Annotated in this window: 16 protein-coding genes and 1 pseudogene; 9 read left to right on the forward strand and 8 right to left on the reverse strand. The window is 66.0% G+C overall.

What is annotated here, in order from left to right:
- Positions 1–430: 430 nt before the first annotated feature.
- The 4 genes from ACT89H_RS07040 to ACT89H_RS07055 all read left to right on the forward strand — a co-directional run bounded on the left by ACT89H_RS07040 (position 431) and on the right by ACT89H_RS07055 (position 3,655).
- Positions 431–1,675 carry an MFS transporter gene (locus ACT89H_RS07040; RefSeq protein WP_445107697.1) on the forward strand — a complete coding sequence of 415 codons (1,245 nt, stop codon included), beginning with the start codon at positions 431–433 and terminating at the stop codon, positions 1,673–1,675.
- A gap of 3 nt (positions 1,676–1,678) precedes the next feature.
- Positions 1,679–2,050 carry an ArsR/SmtB family transcription factor gene (locus tag ACT89H_RS07045; RefSeq protein ID WP_445107698.1) on the forward strand — a complete coding sequence of 124 codons (372 nt, stop codon included), beginning with the start codon at positions 1,679–1,681 and terminating at the stop codon, positions 2,048–2,050.
- A 96-nt stretch (positions 2,051–2,146) separates the two neighbouring features.
- Positions 2,147–2,908: a dienelactone hydrolase family protein gene (locus tag ACT89H_RS07050; protein WP_445107699.1), complete on the forward strand. Its 762-nt coding sequence runs from the start codon at positions 2,147–2,149 to the stop codon at positions 2,906–2,908.
- Positions 2,909–3,364: 456 nt separating this feature from the next.
- A complete protein-coding gene (locus ACT89H_RS07055) occupies positions 3,365–3,655 on the forward strand; it encodes a hypothetical protein (protein WP_445107700.1) in 291 nt (96 codons plus the stop codon).
- Positions 3,656–3,981: 326 nt separating this feature from the next.
- Here ACT89H_RS07055 and ACT89H_RS07060 read toward each other — a convergent pair whose 3' ends face one another.
- From ACT89H_RS07060 to ACT89H_RS07075, 4 genes are all read right to left on the reverse strand, one after another.
- Complete coding sequence (locus tag ACT89H_RS07060; RefSeq protein WP_445107701.1) at positions 3,982–5,220, reverse strand: vWA domain-containing protein; 1,239 nt, start codon at positions 5,218–5,220, stop codon at positions 3,982–3,984.
- A complete protein-coding gene (locus ACT89H_RS07065) occupies positions 5,217–6,443 on the reverse strand; it encodes an AAA family ATPase (protein WP_445107702.1) in 1,227 nt (408 codons plus the stop codon). Before ACT89H_RS07065 ends, ACT89H_RS07060 begins: the two co-directional genes overlap by 4 nt.
- A 54-nt stretch (positions 6,444–6,497) precedes the next feature.
- Positions 6,498–7,883, reverse strand: a complete 1,386-nt coding sequence (locus ACT89H_RS07070) for a hypothetical protein (RefSeq protein ID WP_445107703.1) — start codon at positions 7,881–7,883, stop codon at positions 6,498–6,500.
- Between the two features lie 235 nt (positions 7,884–8,118).
- Positions 8,119–8,424: a hypothetical protein gene (locus ACT89H_RS07075; protein ID WP_445107704.1), complete on the reverse strand. Its 306-nt coding sequence runs from the start codon at positions 8,422–8,424 to the stop codon at positions 8,119–8,121.
- Positions 8,425–8,749: 325 nt separating this feature from the next.
- Here ACT89H_RS07075 and ACT89H_RS07080 point away from each other — a divergent pair, with 325 nt between their 5' ends.
- The 5 genes from ACT89H_RS07080 (at position 8,750) to ACT89H_RS07100 (ending at position 14,457) form a co-directional block, all read left to right on the forward strand.
- A complete protein-coding gene (locus ACT89H_RS07080) occupies positions 8,750–9,196 on the forward strand; it encodes a CBS domain-containing protein (RefSeq protein WP_445107705.1) in 447 nt (148 codons plus the stop codon).
- A gap of 150 nt (positions 9,197–9,346) precedes the next feature.
- Positions 9,347–11,545 (forward strand): serine/threonine-protein kinase, encoded by a 2,199-nt coding sequence (locus ACT89H_RS07085; RefSeq protein ID WP_445107706.1) that lies wholly within the window; start codon positions 9,347–9,349, stop codon positions 11,543–11,545.
- Positions 11,532–12,092, forward strand: a complete 561-nt coding sequence (locus ACT89H_RS07090; protein WP_445107707.1) for a hypothetical protein — start codon at positions 11,532–11,534, stop codon at positions 12,090–12,092. The genes ACT89H_RS07085 and ACT89H_RS07090 overlap by 14 nt, the downstream gene beginning before the upstream one ends.
- Positions 12,093–12,110: 18 nt before the next feature.
- Positions 12,111–13,436, forward strand: a complete 1,326-nt coding sequence (locus ACT89H_RS07095; protein WP_445107708.1) for a Dyp-type peroxidase — start codon at positions 12,111–12,113, stop codon at positions 13,434–13,436.
- Between the two features lie 4 nt (positions 13,437–13,440).
- The gene (locus ACT89H_RS07100; RefSeq protein WP_445107709.1) at positions 13,441–14,457 is read left to right on the forward strand and encodes a hypothetical protein; all 1,017 of its coding nucleotides are present in this window, start codon (positions 13,441–13,443) and stop codon (positions 14,455–14,457) included.
- A 138-nt stretch (positions 14,458–14,595) separates the two neighbouring features.
- Here ACT89H_RS07100 and ACT89H_RS07105 read toward each other — a convergent pair whose 3' ends face one another.
- The 4 genes and pseudogenes from ACT89H_RS07105 to ACT89H_RS07120 all read right to left on the reverse strand — a co-directional run bounded on the left by ACT89H_RS07105 (position 14,596) and on the right by ACT89H_RS07120 (position 17,959).
- Complete coding sequence (locus tag ACT89H_RS07105; protein WP_445107710.1) at positions 14,596–14,904, reverse strand: DUF3349 domain-containing protein; 309 nt, start codon at positions 14,902–14,904, stop codon at positions 14,596–14,598.
- A 10-nt stretch (positions 14,905–14,914) separates the two neighbouring features.
- Positions 14,915–15,214, reverse strand: a complete 300-nt coding sequence (locus ACT89H_RS07110) for a hypothetical protein (protein ID WP_445107711.1) — start codon at positions 15,212–15,214, stop codon at positions 14,915–14,917.
- A 3-nt stretch (positions 15,215–15,217) separates the two neighbouring features.
- A pseudogene (locus tag ACT89H_RS07115) lies at positions 15,218–16,461 on the reverse strand (inorganic phosphate transporter).
- 289 nt (positions 16,462–16,750) lie between these two features.
- Entirely contained in the window at positions 16,751–17,959 is a 1,209-nt protein-coding gene (locus ACT89H_RS07120; RefSeq protein WP_445108240.1) for a lipase family protein, read from the reverse strand.
- Between the last annotated feature and the right edge of the window lie 19 nt (positions 17,960–17,978).

The raw sequence follows: 17,978 nt of genomic DNA on the forward strand, positions 1-17,978 counted from the left end.
GACACATCCGCGTGACAATTGCGCGTTGCGTCGGCCGTGAGAGTAGCCGATGAGCGCGCGGTAGGTCGCCGGGTAGATCCTGTGTCAGCGCTCTCGTTCCAGTTGGGCGAGCCGAGTGAGGGCGGGCAGCGCGGCGGCGAGTGCCCGACGGTGTGCGGGGCTCAACTCGGAGACCATCGGAACCAGGTATCGGACCCGGTCATCGTGGCGGGTTTGCAAAGCCGAGATCGACACCTTTCAGCACTTCAGAATCGAAATAGACAGTCTACCAGTGTATTTCATGCGCAGCCGGGCCTCGGGCCGGATCCGACGCCGCTGATCCTACCCATTCGCCACAGCCCGCCCGTAACAGCTATTTGCCAATAGGTTCGCAACTGCGCACCTATTGGCGTAAGGTTGCCCTTGATCAGTGGAGCCGGGGAGGCCAGAGGTGATCGAGGTATTGCGGCATCGTCGGTTCCGGCGTTTGTTCGCCGCGCAGGTGGTGGCGCTGGTCGGAACCGGTTTGCTGACGGTGGCGCTGGGGCTGCTGGCCTACGATGTGGCCGGTAGCAATGCCGGGGCGGTGCTGGGTACCGCGCTGGCGATCAAGATGGTCGCCTATGTCTTCGTCGCGCCGGTGATCTCCGCGGTCGCCGACCGCGTGCCACGCCGGGTGCTGCTGGTGTCCGCGGACGCGATCCGCGCGGCGATCGCCGTGACGCTGCCGTTCGTCACCGAGGTGTGGCAGATCTACCTGCTGATCTTCGTGCTGCAAGCCGCCTCGGCGACATTCACTCCCGCCTTCCAAGCAGTGATCCCGTCGGTGCTGGTCGACGAGGACGACTACACCCACGGGCTGTCGCTGTCGCGGCTGGCCTACGACCTGGAGTCATTGCTGAGCCCGGTGCTGGCCGCCGCGTTGCTGACGCTGATCGACTACAACCTGCTGTTCGTGGGTACCGCCGCCGGATTCGTCGCCTCCGCCGCGCTGGTGATGACAACCGCGTTGCCGCGCCTGGTGCCCGGCGACCGATCCGTGCCGCTGATCGAGCGGATCACCCACGGCGCCCAGATCATGGCCGCGCGGCCTGTGCTGCGCGGACTGCTGGCCATGAACCTCGCGGTCGCCGCGGCGACCGCGCTGGTCGTGGTGAACACCGTGATCTACGTTCAGGACTTGCTCCAGGGCTCCGCGGCCGGTGTCGCACTCGCCCTCGGCTGTTACGGCGGCGGTTCGATGTTCGTCGCGCTCGCGCTACCGTGGCTGCTCGGCCGCCGCACCGACCGCAGTCTCATGCTCACCGGCTGCGCTGTACTGCCGATCGGCCTGCTCGGCGCTGCCGCGATCACCGCACTGCGCCCCCCTCCAGGACCGGGCTGGCTGATGTTGGCCCTGGCGTGGATAACACTCGGGGCGGGTACCTCGATGATCAACACGCCGTCGGCGCGTCTGCTGCGCGCGGAATCGACACCCGAGAACCGCACAGCGATCTTCACCGCCCAGTTCTCGCTTTCCCATGGCTGTTTCCTGCTCACCTACCCGGTCGCCGGGTGGGTCGGTGCCGATGCGGGTCAGTTCACCGCCGCACTGGCGCTGGCCGCGCTCGCTACACTTGCAGCAACCACAGCCGCCCGGGTCTGGCCTGCCACCGCGCCGACTGAGATCGAGGCGGTGCCGGCAGGAAGGCGGTGAACGATGACAGGCTCCCCAGATCCGGCCGCCGGCTCGCCCGCGCCCAGCCTCGTTCACCCGATCGCCCCCGACCAAGCGCGCCTGGACGCCGCGACCGGCGCCTTCCGCATGCTGTCCGACCCCACCCGGCTGTACATCCTGTGGCTCCTCGCCGCCGGCGAAGCCGACGTCTCCGCTCTGACCGAGGCAGTCGGCGCCTCCCGCACCGCGGTCAGCCAACACCTCGCCAAACTCCGCTTCACCGGCCTGGTCGATACCCGACGGGAAGGCCGCCGCATCATCTACCGCGTCCGCGACGGTCACCTCACCCGGCTGGTCCGCGAAGGACTCAACCTCGCCGACCACATCGTCACCGGCGAACCGCCACACGCCTGACTCACCACGATCGACTCCCGCCGAATGATCTTGCGGCGAATGGCCGATTCCGAATGCGGTAGGTTCGAAGCGGAAGCGGGACAGGAGAATTCCACGATGAGCGCAGTGCACGGCAGATCGGTCGACGTTCGGACGCCCGATGGTGTTGCCGACGCGTATGTTGCCCACCCTGACGATGGCGCCGCCCATCCGGGAGTGCTGGTGATTCAGGACGGTTTCGGACTGCGGCCCAGCCTGCGGTCGCTGGCCGATCGTATCGCGTCCCACGGCTATACCGTCCTGGTCCCGAACGCCTTTTACCGGCACGGGCGTGCGCCGGTGGTCGAGCTGCCGGACCTCATCGACCCGGCGCAACGGCCGGAGATCTTCCAGCAGGTCTTCCCGATGATCCGTGAGCTGACACCGGAGCGCCTGCGTAGTGACGCCGGCGCTTACCTCGCGTGGCTGGCATCCTCGCCGCAGGTCGCCGAAGGGAAGGTCGGCGTCACCGGCTACTGCATGGGTGCGCGGCTGGCGGTGCTGACCGCCGGTATGTTCCCCGATCGGATCGCGGCGGTTGCCGGATTCCATGGCGGGCCACTCGTCACCGACACTCCGGACAGTCCGCACCTGATCCTCGGAAACATCACGGCAGAGCTCTATTTCGCCCACGCGGGCGAGGACGAGCACATGACTGCCGAACACATCGCCCAGTTCGACAAGGCACTCGATGCCGCCGGCGTCCGCCACCGCACCGAGGTCTACGCAGGCGCCCGACACGGCTACACCCAGGCCGATACTTCCGCCCACGACCCGGATGCCGCCGAACGGCACTATCGCGAACTGCTGGCGCTTCTCGACCGCACTGTGCGTCAGTAGCCGGCTCGGCCACCCGGGGTTCGTTCGGCGGACCCGGCGCTCGGGCGCCGTCAATTTCGACAGCGACGCGGTTCGCCACCCCGCACGAGCGACCGAGGAGCTCAGTCACCTCGCGATCGTCGGCTCCGTGATCACGATGCTGCCAAAAATCACCACTGGCCCGCCCGACGGATTCGATAACTCTGATCACGCTGCGCCAGGTGGAGTGCTGCCGCGAGATCCGCTCCCACTCATGCCGATACGCGGCGGCGCGGAGAAATCGTCGAATTTGATCATGAAATACCTATCGGGAGTGAAGATCAAATTGTGTTACCTCGGCACAATATCTTGTTAGCTCATTATTAACGGTGATTATTGACACAGTAATATAGGTGGATCTCTTGATTTCGCCTTCCTAACGTTGTTGGTGCGTGCCGTGATGGTGCCGTTATCCCACTGTGAAAGGAAGCTTCGTACATGATCTCTCGCAAGACCCTTGTCGCCGCCGGCGCCGTCTCCGCCGCTGCCCTGTTCTTCGGCCCGGTCGCGGTGGCTTCCGCCGCTCACTCTCCCGCCACCGGTTCCGCGGGCCTCGCCTCGGGTTCCGCCGACGGCGGCTCGTCCACGGGTTCGGCCGGCTCGTCCTCCGGTTCCGCCATGCTCGATTCCGGCAGCTCGGCCCTCGACGGCGGCACCTCCGCCATCGTCAACATCATCGATGCGATCACCGGAATCAGGGATCTGAGCCAGCCCAAGCCCGCCGCCTGATCCAGTCTCGGTAGTTCACCGATTGCCGGGTCGCCTCGCCAGGCCGGAGCTCTGCTACACCGTTACGCTCCGCGGCCGCGCGTGTGCCCCATTGCAGGTAATTTGCCAGAATTCACATTGATCATTCGCCGTGCGATGTAGATGCGGGATGTGGACATCTGATTCCCTCCCTGATCGCCTGCCGAGGAGACAGCTCGCCACGCGGTAAGTGAAGGGCTTTCGTGAAGACAGATTTCGTGCAGTCCGGCGAGTTCGCCGGACTGCACGAACCGTCGGCTACGGCCACCTGCCCGCATAGCGGCGAACCGAGCGGCAGCGGCGGGCACCTATCCGATTTCGACTACTCGGGCCCATGCGGGCGGCGGGTCCGGAACGTAAGCGGGATCGTGTTCCCGCCACGACGCGGGGTGCTGCCGACGGAACAGGCCCACCACCGTCCGGCACGGTGGCCGGCTGGACGGCCACGGTGTCTGGCCATCGGTCAGGATCACCAGGACATCGGGACGGGGCTGGGTTCGCAGCGCCTTGGCGATGCCCGTGCGCAGGTCCGTGCCGCCACCACCCACCAGCGGTATTCGCTCGGCACGACACAGTGGATGCACGACCCTGGCCGCCACGTCGCACGACAGCACGGTGACCAGATCGCGACGGCCGCCCACGGCGCGGGCGATAGCGGCCACTTCGAGCAGCGCACTGCCCAATTCGGCGTCACCGACCGACCCCGAGGTGTCGATGAGCACCGAGACCCGGGGCGGCGTCCGCCGCAGACTCGGCAACACCACACCGGGGATCCCAGCCGAGCGCCGCGCCGGCCTGCCATACGTGTAGTCCTCGCCCGCACCGGCGCCACAAACCGCTGAGCGGATGGCCGCTCCCAGCAGATCGCGCCATGGCTGCGGCGGGTGGAACGCCTCTTCCGCCCAGCGCTGCCACCCTTTGGACACGTTCCCCGGGCGGCCGATGATGCCCTGCGCCACGCGGAATCGGACGGCGTCTCGTTCCTGTTCGCTGAGACCATCCGCACCGTCCGGCCCCAGCTCCCAGACGCGGTCCAATCCGTCCGCGCCGCTGCCGCAGTCGAGCCAGGCTATGCCCTGTGTATCCGGTGCGAGCCGGAACTTACGCAGGTAGTCCTCCATGAGCTCGCCTTCCGGCAATCCCAATGACGCGGGTGTGACAGCATCGCCGGGCCGGGCCAGTCCGTCGCCGTACGCGTCGTCGTTGATTTCGCAGTCTGCGGCGATGTTCATCCGCAGTCGTTCCGCCGGAGCGGTCAGGTCGTGTAGCCGGGCGAATCGGTCGCTGCGGCCGTGGTGGTCGCGCAGCAGATGCGACACCTCGTGCACCCACACTCCGGCCAGGTCCTCCACCGGCGTGCGGTTCACGAATGCCGGCGAAACGTAGCACCGCCAGTGCCGGTCGACGCCCATGGTCGGTACTCGGCGCGACTCGACGACGCACAGGGCGAACAGAGCGGTCGCCAGGTAGGGCCGCACTCTGGCGGCGTGCAATCGGGCGGCGAAGAGCTTGTGGCGGTCCAGCAGCCCTGATGCGTTCGCGGTCATCGGCGTGCCTTCCCGGCACGGTCGGCTGCCCGGGACACCGAAACCACTCCGGCGAGTTCCTCGAGCGCCGCAGGCACGTCCCAGTCGTCTCGGCGCAGGGTGGCGAGAGTGGTTGCCGGAACGACGATCAGATCCGGGGCGCCGGTCTCCGAAGCCTTGACCAGCAGCGCCCATGCCGCATCCCAGCGAGTTTTCTCCGGGCGTCTGCGGACTGCCGCCACAACGCCGTCGAGCACGGCCTGGCGCAGATCCCCTCGTTCGGGCAAGACGGCGCCCGCCGGATCGGCGAGCAGCACCTCGGGGTCCGGCAGGTCCATCCGATCCAGGCCGGCCAGCAGTTCGAAGCCCGGTCCGTCGCCCACAGTGCCGCGGACCAGCAGGGAAAGCACATCCCGAGAGGAACCGGCCGCGGTGGCGAAGGCGATCAGCCGCAGTGCCATCTCCCAGCTTCGCGGCGACGGCCAGGCACCACCCCGGCGCGTGTCGGTGCTGGGCAGTTGATGCACGAGAGCGGGACGGGCCGCGAGCAGCGCGCACACCGCGCGGCGCGCGAAAGCCACGGCGTCGACCAACTTCTCCGGAGCCAGCCGCGGCAGTGTCGCGTGAGGCCAGGTCCCGCCCAGGCCGCGAACGACGACATCGTGATCGTGAGTCCACTGCAGATGCACGAACCGGTTGGCCAGCGGCGGGCTCAGCTCCCAGCCATCGGCCGCCGAGGATCGCGGATTGGCCGCGGCCACGATCCGGACACCGGGCGGAAGTTGGACGGCTCCTATCCGGCGCTCCAGGACCAGACGCAGCAGGGCGGCTTGCACAGCGGGCGGCGCGGTGGACAGCTCGTCCAGGAACAGCAGACCGCGGCCGGCCCGGACCAGTCGCACGGCCCAGTCCGGCGGAGCCATCGGGACCCCGTGTTCCGCGGGATCGTCTCCGATAATGGGTAGGCCCGAGAAATCCGACGGCTCATGCACACTCGCGATCACCGTGGTCAGCGGAAGGTCCAGATCGGTGGCGAGCTGGGTCAGGGCCGCGGTCTTCCCGATCCCCGGTTCACCCCACAGGAGGACCGGCAGGTCGGCGGCCACGGCCAGTGCCAGGGCCTCCAGTTGGATGTCGGGGCGCGGTTCGGTGGTTACCTCGCGCAGCAGAGTCAGCAACTCGTCGGCGATGTCGAGTTGGGCGGGGCGAGCCGGTTGCGCGGACGTGCGGACAGCAGCAAGCATGTGTGATCACCTCGAGGGGTTGGATTCGAGTGGATAGGGGACGAAGGTCGCGGGTCAGTGCGAGACCGCGTGGCGCGGATGCGCACGACGGTCGCGTGGACGGCGAACCGGAGGGAAGGCTCCAGGTTTGGGCAGGCCGGCCTTGAACAGTCCGTAGGTGATTCGCCGTCGCGCGGACATCTCGAGTTCGTCGCGCAGAGCGCCGTCACGCGGTACTGCGTCGGGACCGAGCAGTCCCTCGACGATGGCCAGCGCGCCGGCGGTGTCGCCATGGTCCAAGCGCTCACGCACGCCGACCAGACAGTCCGGATGACGGTGGGCCTCGTCGATAGCCCGCAGGCACGGCAGCGGTGTGCCGGTGAGGGCGACCAGCAGTTCCTCCCGCCGGATCTCGGCCTGGTCGTGGTCCAGCGCGGCCAGGACCCCGTCGACCAGCCCGATCCGGTGCTGTTCTCCCCTGCACTGCACGAAGCGCAATCGACCTGCCCCGTCCGGTATGTCGGGCGTGTCGGTCGGCGAGTAGTCGGATGCCAGTGCCGAGGCGACCAGCGGATGCAGCCGATCCGCCGCTATCGCGCCGGTGCGGATCAGTTCCAGATCAGGCAGTACCCAGGTCGCGGCGTCGGGCAGGACGGGCAGCGAGGAGATGTCGCCGACCGGGTATCCCGACGCGATCCGCACTACGGGTGACCCGACTCCGCTGCCATCCTCGTCCAAGCGCAGAACCAACCGTCGCCTGGCCCCCAAGCGCACAACGAAAGTGCTGTTATGCCTGCCCTCGGCGCGGCGCAGAATCTCCGCCTCGGCCGCCCATCGGTCGACGGCGCAGCGGCGAATCTGCGGTACCGCGGCGAGCAGCGCGGAGTCCAGCATCGGGCGGTGATCTGCGGGCCGCGCTGCCCCGGACCGTATTCCCAACTCATCGACCCTGCGCGCGTCCCACAGGTGGCGGTGGAGATCCAGTCGGTAACGCCGGTTGGGACGGGGATGCGGATGGAGGCCTGCGGTGGATCCGTCCCACAGCGCGAGGCTGATCCGCTGACCGGCATCCGCCCACGCCGGCGCGGTTCGGACGACAAGGTGTACGGGGCGTTCGCCGCGCTGGTCCGGTGCCGCGTCGTACCGCGCCAAGGCGATGGTTGTCCCCGGTCGCAACAGCCCGTCCGGAGCAACCCTCGGCAGATGCCAGCGCAGCAGGTCAGGAGCCAGATGGCGGAGATCGGATCGGATTCGAGCCGCGAGCTCGCGCCCGTGGCGACGCGCCACCGACCGCACACTGAGATCGACATCGAAGCCTGCCGCGGCGCACGCGCCCGCCCAGTCCCCCACACGACGGCGGGCGGTGGCGGTCTTGATCATGGTGGCCGGCACGGCGAATTCACGCACACGCAGCCAGAAGGAAAAGCGGGAATCGTCCTCATTCGCGATATGAGTGTGCATCAGCACTCACCTTGCGCGAACGGAACCCCCAATCTTTCAACAGAATGAGTCATCATCGCGACGAGCATAGCGTTTCGGACCGACGCGGGCCAGCCGGAGGGGCCTTCGCCGAGTCACACCACGGCCTTCCCGCACGCACTCGACCGAGCGAGCAAGCGAGCAAACCCCACGCGACCGTCTGGTAATAGCAAGCGGGTGGGCCTTGCCGGAATCGACAAGGCCCACCCGCCGACAGTTATCGCATCGGCGCCGGTTCGCATTCCTTGCCCATCAGGTCAGGGAGGTGAGCCCATCCGGACGAGCAGTTCACGACCTCACCGCCGTTCACCGAGAACGGCTGCGTGATCTCTCCGCTCGCCGGTGCACCGTTCGACGGCGTGCACTCCAGAGCGGTCACCCTCCCCTCCCATACCGGCGAATGGGACGAACAGTTGTAGTTCCACATCTGCTGCGCGGATGCGGTCGGCGGACAGAACAACAGCGCCGCCACGGCGGCGAAGAACGGGGGAAGACCCAAACGAACGAGGCGTGTGGCTTTCATGACGATCTCCTTTCCTGGTTCCGTGCGGTCTGAATCGGTAACCGTCCCGGACGACAGTCCGAGTGGTAGCGAGCAGAAACTGCGTGGTTGCTCAGGAGAGAACGTGCACACTGCGAGAAGGACGCTACGCCGGGGATACCTCGACCTGATGCGGAATGCCGATCACTGTGACCATCCAGATATGGTGGCGATCTGTTGACCTCGCCGACCTGGTCGCCGGTAGACGACTGCGCGCCAGATGACCTTCTGCCCTGTCGATAACTGCACCGTCGTCGAAAGATGAGCGGAGTAGCGAGCACGCCGCCGTAGTAGAAGGAGAGGCATCATGACGACCGCGCGGACCATCATGCGGCCCGACGTACAGCACATCAGTGTTCGAGACACCATGGAAGCAGCCGCCCAGCGGATGCGGCAGCTCGATATCGGCGCTCTGCCGATCTGCGACGGCGAAGGCCACCCCGTCGGCATCGTCACCGATCGCGACATCGTCGTCAAGGTGATCGGTGTCGGCGCGAATCCGAAGACCACCACCGCCGGGGAATTGGCACAGGGCGCCGACCACCTGCACACCGTCGATATCGACACCGATGTGCACGACGCGCTGCAGCTCATGGAGCAGCACCGGATCCGTCGACTCCCGGTCACCGACCACGGCATGTTGGTCGGCATCATCACCGAGGCCGATCTGGCCCGCAATCTGACCGATAGCACCGTCGGCGAATTCGTCGAGGCGGTCTGCGCCGCCCATCTGCCCGCCACCGAGAAAGTGTGAGGAGCTGAACGAAATCACCGGGATCATGGGCAGGATCTGTCCAACGCGGTGATGCAGTGGGAATGTCGAAGTCGATATCATCGATGCGCGACCTTTTCACGATGCTGATCCTCCAGAGCGAACGCGATTGATCGGTGCGGGAGGTGGTCGGTGAACGGCATAGCGTTCGGTCGCTACCGGTTGCACGAGTTGATCGGTGAGGGCGGCATGGGCCAGGTATGGCGGGCCTACGACACCGTTACCGACCGCATCGTGGCGGTTAAATTGCTGCCCGAACGCTGCGCCATCGACCCCAGCTTCCGGGAGCGATTCCGGCGTGAGGCGCACGACACCGCTCAACTGCGCGAACCACATGTGGTCCCGATCCACGGTTACGGCGAAATCGATGGCCACCTCTATCTCGACATGCGCTTGATCGACGGCGACGATGCGAGAACCCTGCTCAACCGCGATGGTGCTATGGAGCCGGAGGCAGCAGTCGCCGTGATCGCCCAAGCCGCGGCGGCGCTGGATGCGGCACACGCGCAGAGTCTGGTGCACCGCGACGTCAAACCATCCAACCTCTTGGTCACCGACGGCGGCTTCGTGTATCTGATCGACTTCGGCATCGCGCGCTCGGCCAGCAATACTCCGCTGACCAGCACCAGCACGATGATCGGAACCTTGGCCTATATGGCTCCGGAGCGATTCACCAGCGGCGTCGCCGACGCTCGGTCCGATGTGTACGCACTCACCTGCGTGTTGTGTGAATGCCTGACCGGAATCCCGCCCTACCCGAGCACCAGCACGGAGCAACTGATCGCGGCGCATATGACAGCTGCTCCCCCGGTGCCGAGCATGCGACGGCTGGACCTGCCCGTCGGGTTCGACGAAGTCATCGCCCGAGGCATGGCGAAAGACCCGGACGAGCGTTATCCCACCGCAGGAGAGCTGGCAACCGCCGCTGCGAACGCCCTCACCACTGCTCCCGCGGTCACCGCAGGAAGCAGCCCCAGAGCCGGCCCGGCACCGATCCCGATCGGCTTCGGAGGTTACAGCGATCGACCCGGTACGCCGCCGCCGCTCCCCGCCACCGAGCCGAACGTGGAGCAAAAGTCCACCGTCAACGCCGGACCTCCCGTGGATCTGCCCGGCCTTCAGCCCATAGGATCCGAATCGGGCGGGATCCGAGGAGACGGCACCGCACCGCCGCCACGTAAACGGCCTGCCATCCGAGTAACGGTGGCCGTGGTCGCCGCGTTCATCGCCGCGGCGCTGGGGGCGGGCATCTGGTGGCTGACCCAGCCCTCGAAGCCGGAACTCGCTTTCGACGGCAAATACGAGGTCACCTACACAGCACAAACTTTCAACGGGAAGCCGGACAACAGGCCCCCGAGAACCCGGATATGGACGGTGCGATCCGACTGTCCACCACACGGCGAACGCTGTGTGGCCTCGATAACCAGCCAGAGCAAAGACGAGCCGCGGACAGCGCCGAACAAGTTCTCAGCGGATTATCGCGACGGCATGTGGATGATCACCAGAGAGTTACCGCCCTACTTCGACCCCGATTGTGAAAATCCGATCACCAAGGCGCCCCAAAACGTCTCGGCATGGCAGAGACTCGAATTCCGGCCAGGCGCCCTGCCGTGGACCGGAACCGCCTTCAGCTTCGTCGGCGGCCCGTGCGCGAGCACCCAACAACAGGAGATGACGCTTTCCCGCGTCGGCGAAGTCGACCCGAAGGTGGATGTCGTCCCGCCCGAAACCATCCGCGATCGCGCCGACAGCCGACCGATCGGGCTGATCAGCGGCGCCTACGACGTCACCATCACCTACGCTCCGACCGCGGAGGTTCCCAATCCGCCACCGCCGAACAAGTTCCGGCAGCAGTACAACACGCTCTGCATGCGCGAGGGCGACCGCTGCGCAGCGACAACGCAATCAGATCCCGGCGCGAATCCCAGCAAAGATCCTCGCGCCGTCTTCTCTCCGATGTTCGTGCTCGAAAACGGGGCCTGGCGGGCCGGCTACAGTATTCCCTATCCCTGCTCCACAGGATCGAACGAGCCGCGCACCACCGCGACATTTCATTGGGAACTTTTCCCGTCGGATGTCGGACCCGACCCCACCGAATTCTTGACCGGCACAGTGATCCGCCAGAAAGCGGACCCTTGTCCGGAGATCAGCAATGCTACCGTCGAAATGCGGCGCGTCGGCTCGGGCGGCGGGCGGCCTGCTGTCGCGGGCACCGATGTCGACCAGCAGCCGCATCCACCTTCGGCACCAGAGATCATCCAGTCCACCTATTCAGGGAAAGCGATGGATTTCGACATCCTCGAAGACGGAGGCGGACATGACCACACGTGATGCGGATTGGTCCAAGCCGGCGGCGATGGCCCTGCCGAAGGAGGGATTTTTCGAGCTGGAGCAGGGCCGGTACGGGCCGGTCTTCCCTCGCACACCGGCGAATTACGGCTTCTCGATCATCGCGAGGGTCAAGCCCGGTCGTGAAGACGTGATCCGGGAGTACGGCAAGCACATCGAAGCCGCGGTCGACGAGGATCCCACGGTGCTGGCGCCACTGCGGCTGCACTACCTACGGTGGGTGCTGTTCGACATCGGGGACGGGTTGTGTTTCCAGTACCAGGGGATCTTCGACACCGACTTCGACAAGTACGTCGAGGATGCGGTCGCCTTATTCCTGTCGACCGGTATCACGACGGTATTCGTGAATCTCGAAGGCTTTCCCGAGGACTGGAAGACCAATATCGACGCGGTGGTCGAGTTCTTTCGTGAGCATCAATTCCCCAGCTTCCTGGAGTACGCCGAGTATCCCTATGTGACCGCGGAAGAGGTCAAGAAGGCGCTGCGCGTGAAGGCGGCATTCTCCGGCATGCTCGACCAAATGCAGTAGCGACGACGAGGTTTGCCGATGCTCGAACTCGACGACATCCAGCACATACTGCTGACCCGCGTCCCCGCGCTGACCGGGCGCTATGAATTCCTGTCCTTCGCCGACGTCAGCGGTGGACGGGCGTGGCTGTCGGCCATGGTCGACCACGTGGCATCGGCTGCCGAGGCGCAGCGGTCGGTGACCACCGACCGCCGATGGGTGACACTCGCGTTCACCTGGACCGGACTGCGCGCGCTCGGCGTGCCCGAGCAGTCGCTGGCGACGTTTCCCGAGGAGTTCCGGCAAGGCATGGCGGCGCGGGCCGACATCTTGGGTGACACCGGGGCGAATCACCCGGATCACTGGGTCGGCGGATTGGCCGGCGAGAATCTGCACGCGATCGCGATCCTGTTCGCTCACGATGACGCCGAACGCGCTCGCTGGGTGGATGCGCATCACCACCTGGTCGCCCGCTGCGCTGGAGTGACGGTGCTGTCGACGCTCGACCTTGCGGCCGTTGCGCCATTGGCGTACCCGCACGATCATTTCGGCTACCGCGACCGGTTGTCCCAGCCGGTGATCGAAGGCTCCGGGGAACAGCCCACCCCGGGCACAGGCGCTCCGATCAAGGCGGGTGAGTTCATCCTGGGATATCCCGACGAGGACGGTCCACCGGTGGGCCTGCCGCAACCGGAGGTGTTGTCGCGCAACGGCAGCTACCTGGCCTACCGGCGGCTACAAGAGCACGTCGGGCGATTTCGCGATTTCCTGGCAGAGCACACCGACACCCCCGAGGAACAGGAATTGCTGGCCGCGAAACTGATGGGCCGCTGGCGCAGCGGCGCCCCCTTGGTGCTCGCCCCCGAGCAGGACGATCCCGAACTGGGGGCGGATATGCGGCGCAACAACGATTTCAACTACAAACAGATGGACCCCTACGGCTACGCGGCGCCCTTGGGCTCGCACATCCGCAGGCTGAATCCCCGTGACACCGCGGTGAACATGCAGCGCCGGCGCCTGATCCGCCGCGGCGCCACCTACGGACCACACCTCCCGGACGGCGTCCCCGAGGACGGCGCGGAGCGTGGAATCGCGGCCTTCGTGCTGTGCGCCAGCCTGGTGCGGCAATTCGAATTCGCTCAGAACGTGTGGATCAACGACACAACGTTCCACGAACTCGGCAACGAGCGCGACCCGATCATCGGTAACCAAGACGGAACCCTGGAATACAAGATCCCCAAACGCCCGATCCGCAGGATCATCAAAGGATTGCCGTCGTTCACAACTCTCAGGGGTGGCGCGTACTTCTTCCTGCCCGGTCTTCGCGCGCTGCGCTACCTCTGCACCCCACCGGCAACGAGGTAGCACCATGAGCACCGTCACCCCGGCACGCACCTACAACCAATTCCAGCTGCCACGCACCTACACTCCCGGCAGGCGCCGGTTGAGCATCTACTGGACGTGGAGCTACCCCTGGGAAGCCCAGCGCGACCCCGCCGCGCTCGACAACCGCTTCTCCACCATGACCGAAGTACGCCAAGCCGCGTGGCCGGCCTACGAGACGCCCGAATACGACGCCGCCCATTTCTTGCAAGGGATCGCGGGAACGCTGGAACTGTTCCACCGCTCCACGCTCGCGTTCCAGGAGATCGCCGGAGAGGCCACCGGTCACCCTGTCGCGGTCTTCCAGCGCATCGATCAAGCCGGATTCCGACTCCCCGTGGACGAACGCATCCTCGCCGACACCGACACCCTCATGATCTTCGGTCTCGACCACGTAGTCGGTCAGGCGGAAGCCGAGCCCGACGAGATCGCAGCCGTCAACGAATGGTTACAACGCGACGGCACCTGTCTGCTCCTGGCACCCCACCACGACGTCGGCTGCACCGACGACCTCCAGCAGCGCCGAGTCGAACACAACCACCACGGCGATCCGCTGGTGCCGCGCCAGCAACGCTTCAGCGCCTACACCCGTTCACTGATGAAAGCCCTCGACGTCCCGGTGCGCAACAGGTACGGACTGCGGCCCGCCGTCGCGGAAGATCGGAAATCCATCGCACCCCTGACCACATTTCGCGACCTCGACGACTTGCACTTGCTCGACAATGTCACCACATTCAACTTCCATCCCCACCTCCCGCACTACCAGCTCACCGCACCCGAAAGCGCATCCGTGCGGCTGCTCGCCCGCCAACCCATAGATCTCGACCGGCCCCATCCCTTCACCGCCGAAGGCAACACCGAATTCAACACGCTGATCTGGTTGCCGCCCACCGATCAACGCGCGGGCCACATCGTCATGATCGACTCCACCAACTTCACCACCCTTTTCGGCGGAACCGAAAGCCTTACGAACCTCTGGCGCAACTTCGCACTCATGAAATAACGGCGCATCACACCGGCGCTGCCGCTGCGGCCGGAAGTAGTCGGTATTGCCGTGGAACTCGCGCACTGCGGCGACTCCGACCCACCTTCCAGCCGAGCATCGGAATCCCGAGTGAGTCGCGTCCGTGCGGGCCAAGGATCAGTCGGTGAAGCCGGTGAGGGGCCACCCGCCCGCGGCAAGTCTGGCGGCCACCTGCCGCAGTTCCTCTTCGCTCGGCTGGTTATGGGTCACCATGATGATGGCGGCCTCCACGTGTGCGCGGTCGACGGTATCCGGGCGCTCGGCCAGCAAATGACCGATGACTTGGTGGAGTTCGTCGTCGCTGAGCGACTTTTTCAGCAGCGCCAACAGCGGGAAGTAGTCTTTCGGCGGTACGCCTTCGGGATAGCCCGCGCGCAGCCAGTCCAGGATCTGGCTCAGGATGCTCTCGCTGTTCCTCTGGTTCATCTGTGATCCCCTACTTCTCCACCAGAGTCGGATAAATATGCTCGAAGCCGACCTTCATCCCGAAGCCCGACGCGACGATGATCGTGATGCCCAGCGCGATCGCGGCGATCACGACCAGGAACGAGGCCGCCGCGAGTATGTTGCCGAGCGGGTTGGGTTTGTGGACGACGCCGTCGGCCGATTCGTGGCCGTTGCCGATCGCCAGGCCGCGCACGCCGACCGCGAACAGGGCGGGCAGACCGGCGCCGAGCACCAGGCCGACGAGCAGGATCTTCCAGACGGACTCGAGGACGAGCTTGATGGTTTCCATTCGTCAGACTCTCGCGATCGCGTCGGCCGGGGTGACGGAGTTGCTCTCGTCGTCCCATTCGGCATTGACATTGTTGTGGTCGACCTTCTGCTGCTGTGCCCGCCAGTACATGTATCCCGACAGTCCGCACAGGATCGCGAACGCGACCAGCGGCCCGGCCAATGTCGGTATCTTGGCGGCGACGAGCCACATGATCGCGCCCACCACGGCCGCGGCGGGCAAGGTGATGACCCACGCGGCGACCATGCGCAGCGCGATGCCCCAGCGGACGGTGGCGCCTGGTTTGCCGACACCGGAACCGAGGATCGAGCCGGTGGCCACATGCGTGGTGGACAACGCGAAACCGAGGTGACTCGAGGCGAGGATGATCGTCGCCGAGGACGCCTCCGCGGCCATGCCCTGTGGTGAACTGATCTCGATCAATCCCTTGCCGAGGGTCCGGATGATGCGCCAACCGCCGATGTAGGTGCCCAGAGCGATGGCCACAGCGCACGCGATCTTGACCCACAGCGGCACATTCTGTGTGTCGTGCCAAGCGAACACCCCGGTCGAATCCGGAGTGGACGCGCTGTAGCCGATGAGAGCCAGCGTGATGATGCCCATGGTCTTCTGGCGTCGTTGGTGCCGTGCGCGAGCGAAACGAGCGAGGCCGTACCGATCTGGCCCCAGCGGAAGCCCGTCTCGGTGAATCGCTCCGCGACACCGGCGACCAACTTGAAGATGAGGAACGTGCCGACCGCGGCGACGACGCCGGCGATCACCGGCGAGAACAGCGCGGGCATGATCACCTTGCCGACGACACCATCGATCTTGCCGTGCCCGATCCACACCACACCGGCACCGGAAACCAGTGCGGCGCCGATCATTCCGCCGAACAGGGCATGCGAACTGGAACTGGGCAGACCGAGCAGCCAGGTCAGCAGGTTCCAGATGATGCCACCGATGAGACCGGCCATCACGATGATCAACAGGGCGCGGCCGTGATCGGTGGTGAAATCGGGCTTGGGTGAGCCATCCTTGTTCTGGATCTTGATCACCGCGTTGGTCACGGTCAAGGCGACCTCGACCGACAAGAACGCGCCGACCAGATTCAGGATCGCCGAAAGAGCGACGGCCGTCTTGGGTTGGAGGGCACCCGTCGCGATGGAGGTGGCCATCGCGTTGCCCGTGTCGTGGAAACCGTTGGTGAAATCGAAGGCGAGAGCCGTGACGATCACCAGCAGCAGGATGATCAGTTCGCTGTTCACCAGCCAAGTGTGGGGCGCTGTCCCGGACGCGACAATCGGTCCCGACGCGCCCGAAACGGCAGTGATCAGTGCGTTTTCCTGCGGTCAGAGACGAATTCATCCAAACTTCCCGGTGAACTCATTCCCTGTTGGTACTCGCAAATCATTGCGACACAATATTTTCCGAAAATCCACCGCGTGTCCCGACGTGCCTACGCGCATCGCTGTCGGCGCCTGGCAGCCGGAGCCGGTCGGATGGCGGGCTTTTCGCCGAGTTCGGATGTAGCGCTGTGTCGGCGTAATCGCTTCGTCAGCAGTCGGTAGGGGCGGGCTCTCCGCGAACCCGGGCGTCGAGCCACAGCACCACTGCGGGCGCACCCAGTACCGCAGGGGCCACATGCTCGAGTGCGGCAGGCAGTTCGACCGAGCGCACCAACAGTGTCCGTACCGGCACGCCCGCCGCACACCAGCGGCGGACGGTGTTGTCGATCGCATCGATCGGAATCTGCTGGTCGGCCGGCGAGTGCCACTCGAGGATCGGTGTTTCCGGCATCCCGGCGTAGAGTTCCAGGCTGTTGTCCTCCACCACCGACCGGGCTTCGCGGCTGTCGATGATCGAGGTACTGGTGAGGTACTCCCGGGCGCTGCCGTTGGCGCCCGCGGTGAGGATCTCGTTGCTGCAACTGTCGGCCATGTCGTGCGCGACGGCGAGGCCGCGCGGATTGAGATACGAGCTGATCGGCAGTCGGTCCGGGTACTCCCGCTCCAGACCGATCGCCGCCGCCATGGCCAACCCGAACGAGGGATGCTTGTCCAGGCCCAGCGCTTCGGCCATTGTCACCAGATTCATCGGGGCGCCACCGACGGCCGCGCCCGCGAGTTTCAGCTCCGGCGCGTAGGTCGGCTGCAACGCGGCCGCCCATGCGGTGGCCAGGCCGCCGCCGGAATAGCCTGCCATTACCGCAGGGCTGTGCTCCACGGCGAATCCGGCCAGCCGCTGGACCGCACGGATGCCGTCCAATACGATCCGGCCGCCCAGACGCGCTGCGCCGAGTGCGAACTGCGGACCGAGGTGGTCTGGCAGCGCGACAGTCCAGCCCCGCGCCAGCGCCACGTTCAATATGGGCGTGGTCACCATCAGGTTCGGATCGTCGCTGTACAGCTTGTGCGATATCGCGCAGCCGGTGCCGAGTGCATTGATGAAGTGCTGATACGACAGCAGCGGCCCGCCGGGCCGGCGGCCGGATGGGGTGAGAACCGTGGTCGTCGCCGCGATCGGCGCTCCATGCGAGTTGGTGGACCGGAATTTGACCAGGGTGACGGTGGCTCCGGGGAAGATCGCCAACGGCGGCAGTGCCCGCGCACCGAGCACGTCCCCTGGCTCGTGTGCCGGCAGATCCGCCTGGCCGGCATAGAACGGGTCCGGATCGGGCAGCGGATACAGTGGTTCCGCTGTTGCTGTCGTCGCCACGAGCAGCCCGAGTGCCAGACCGCCGATCGCACCGCGGACCCTGGTCAGGCCGCTGCACCCGCTGCCG

The sequence above is a fragment of the Nocardia aegles genome, from assembly GCF_052545135.1.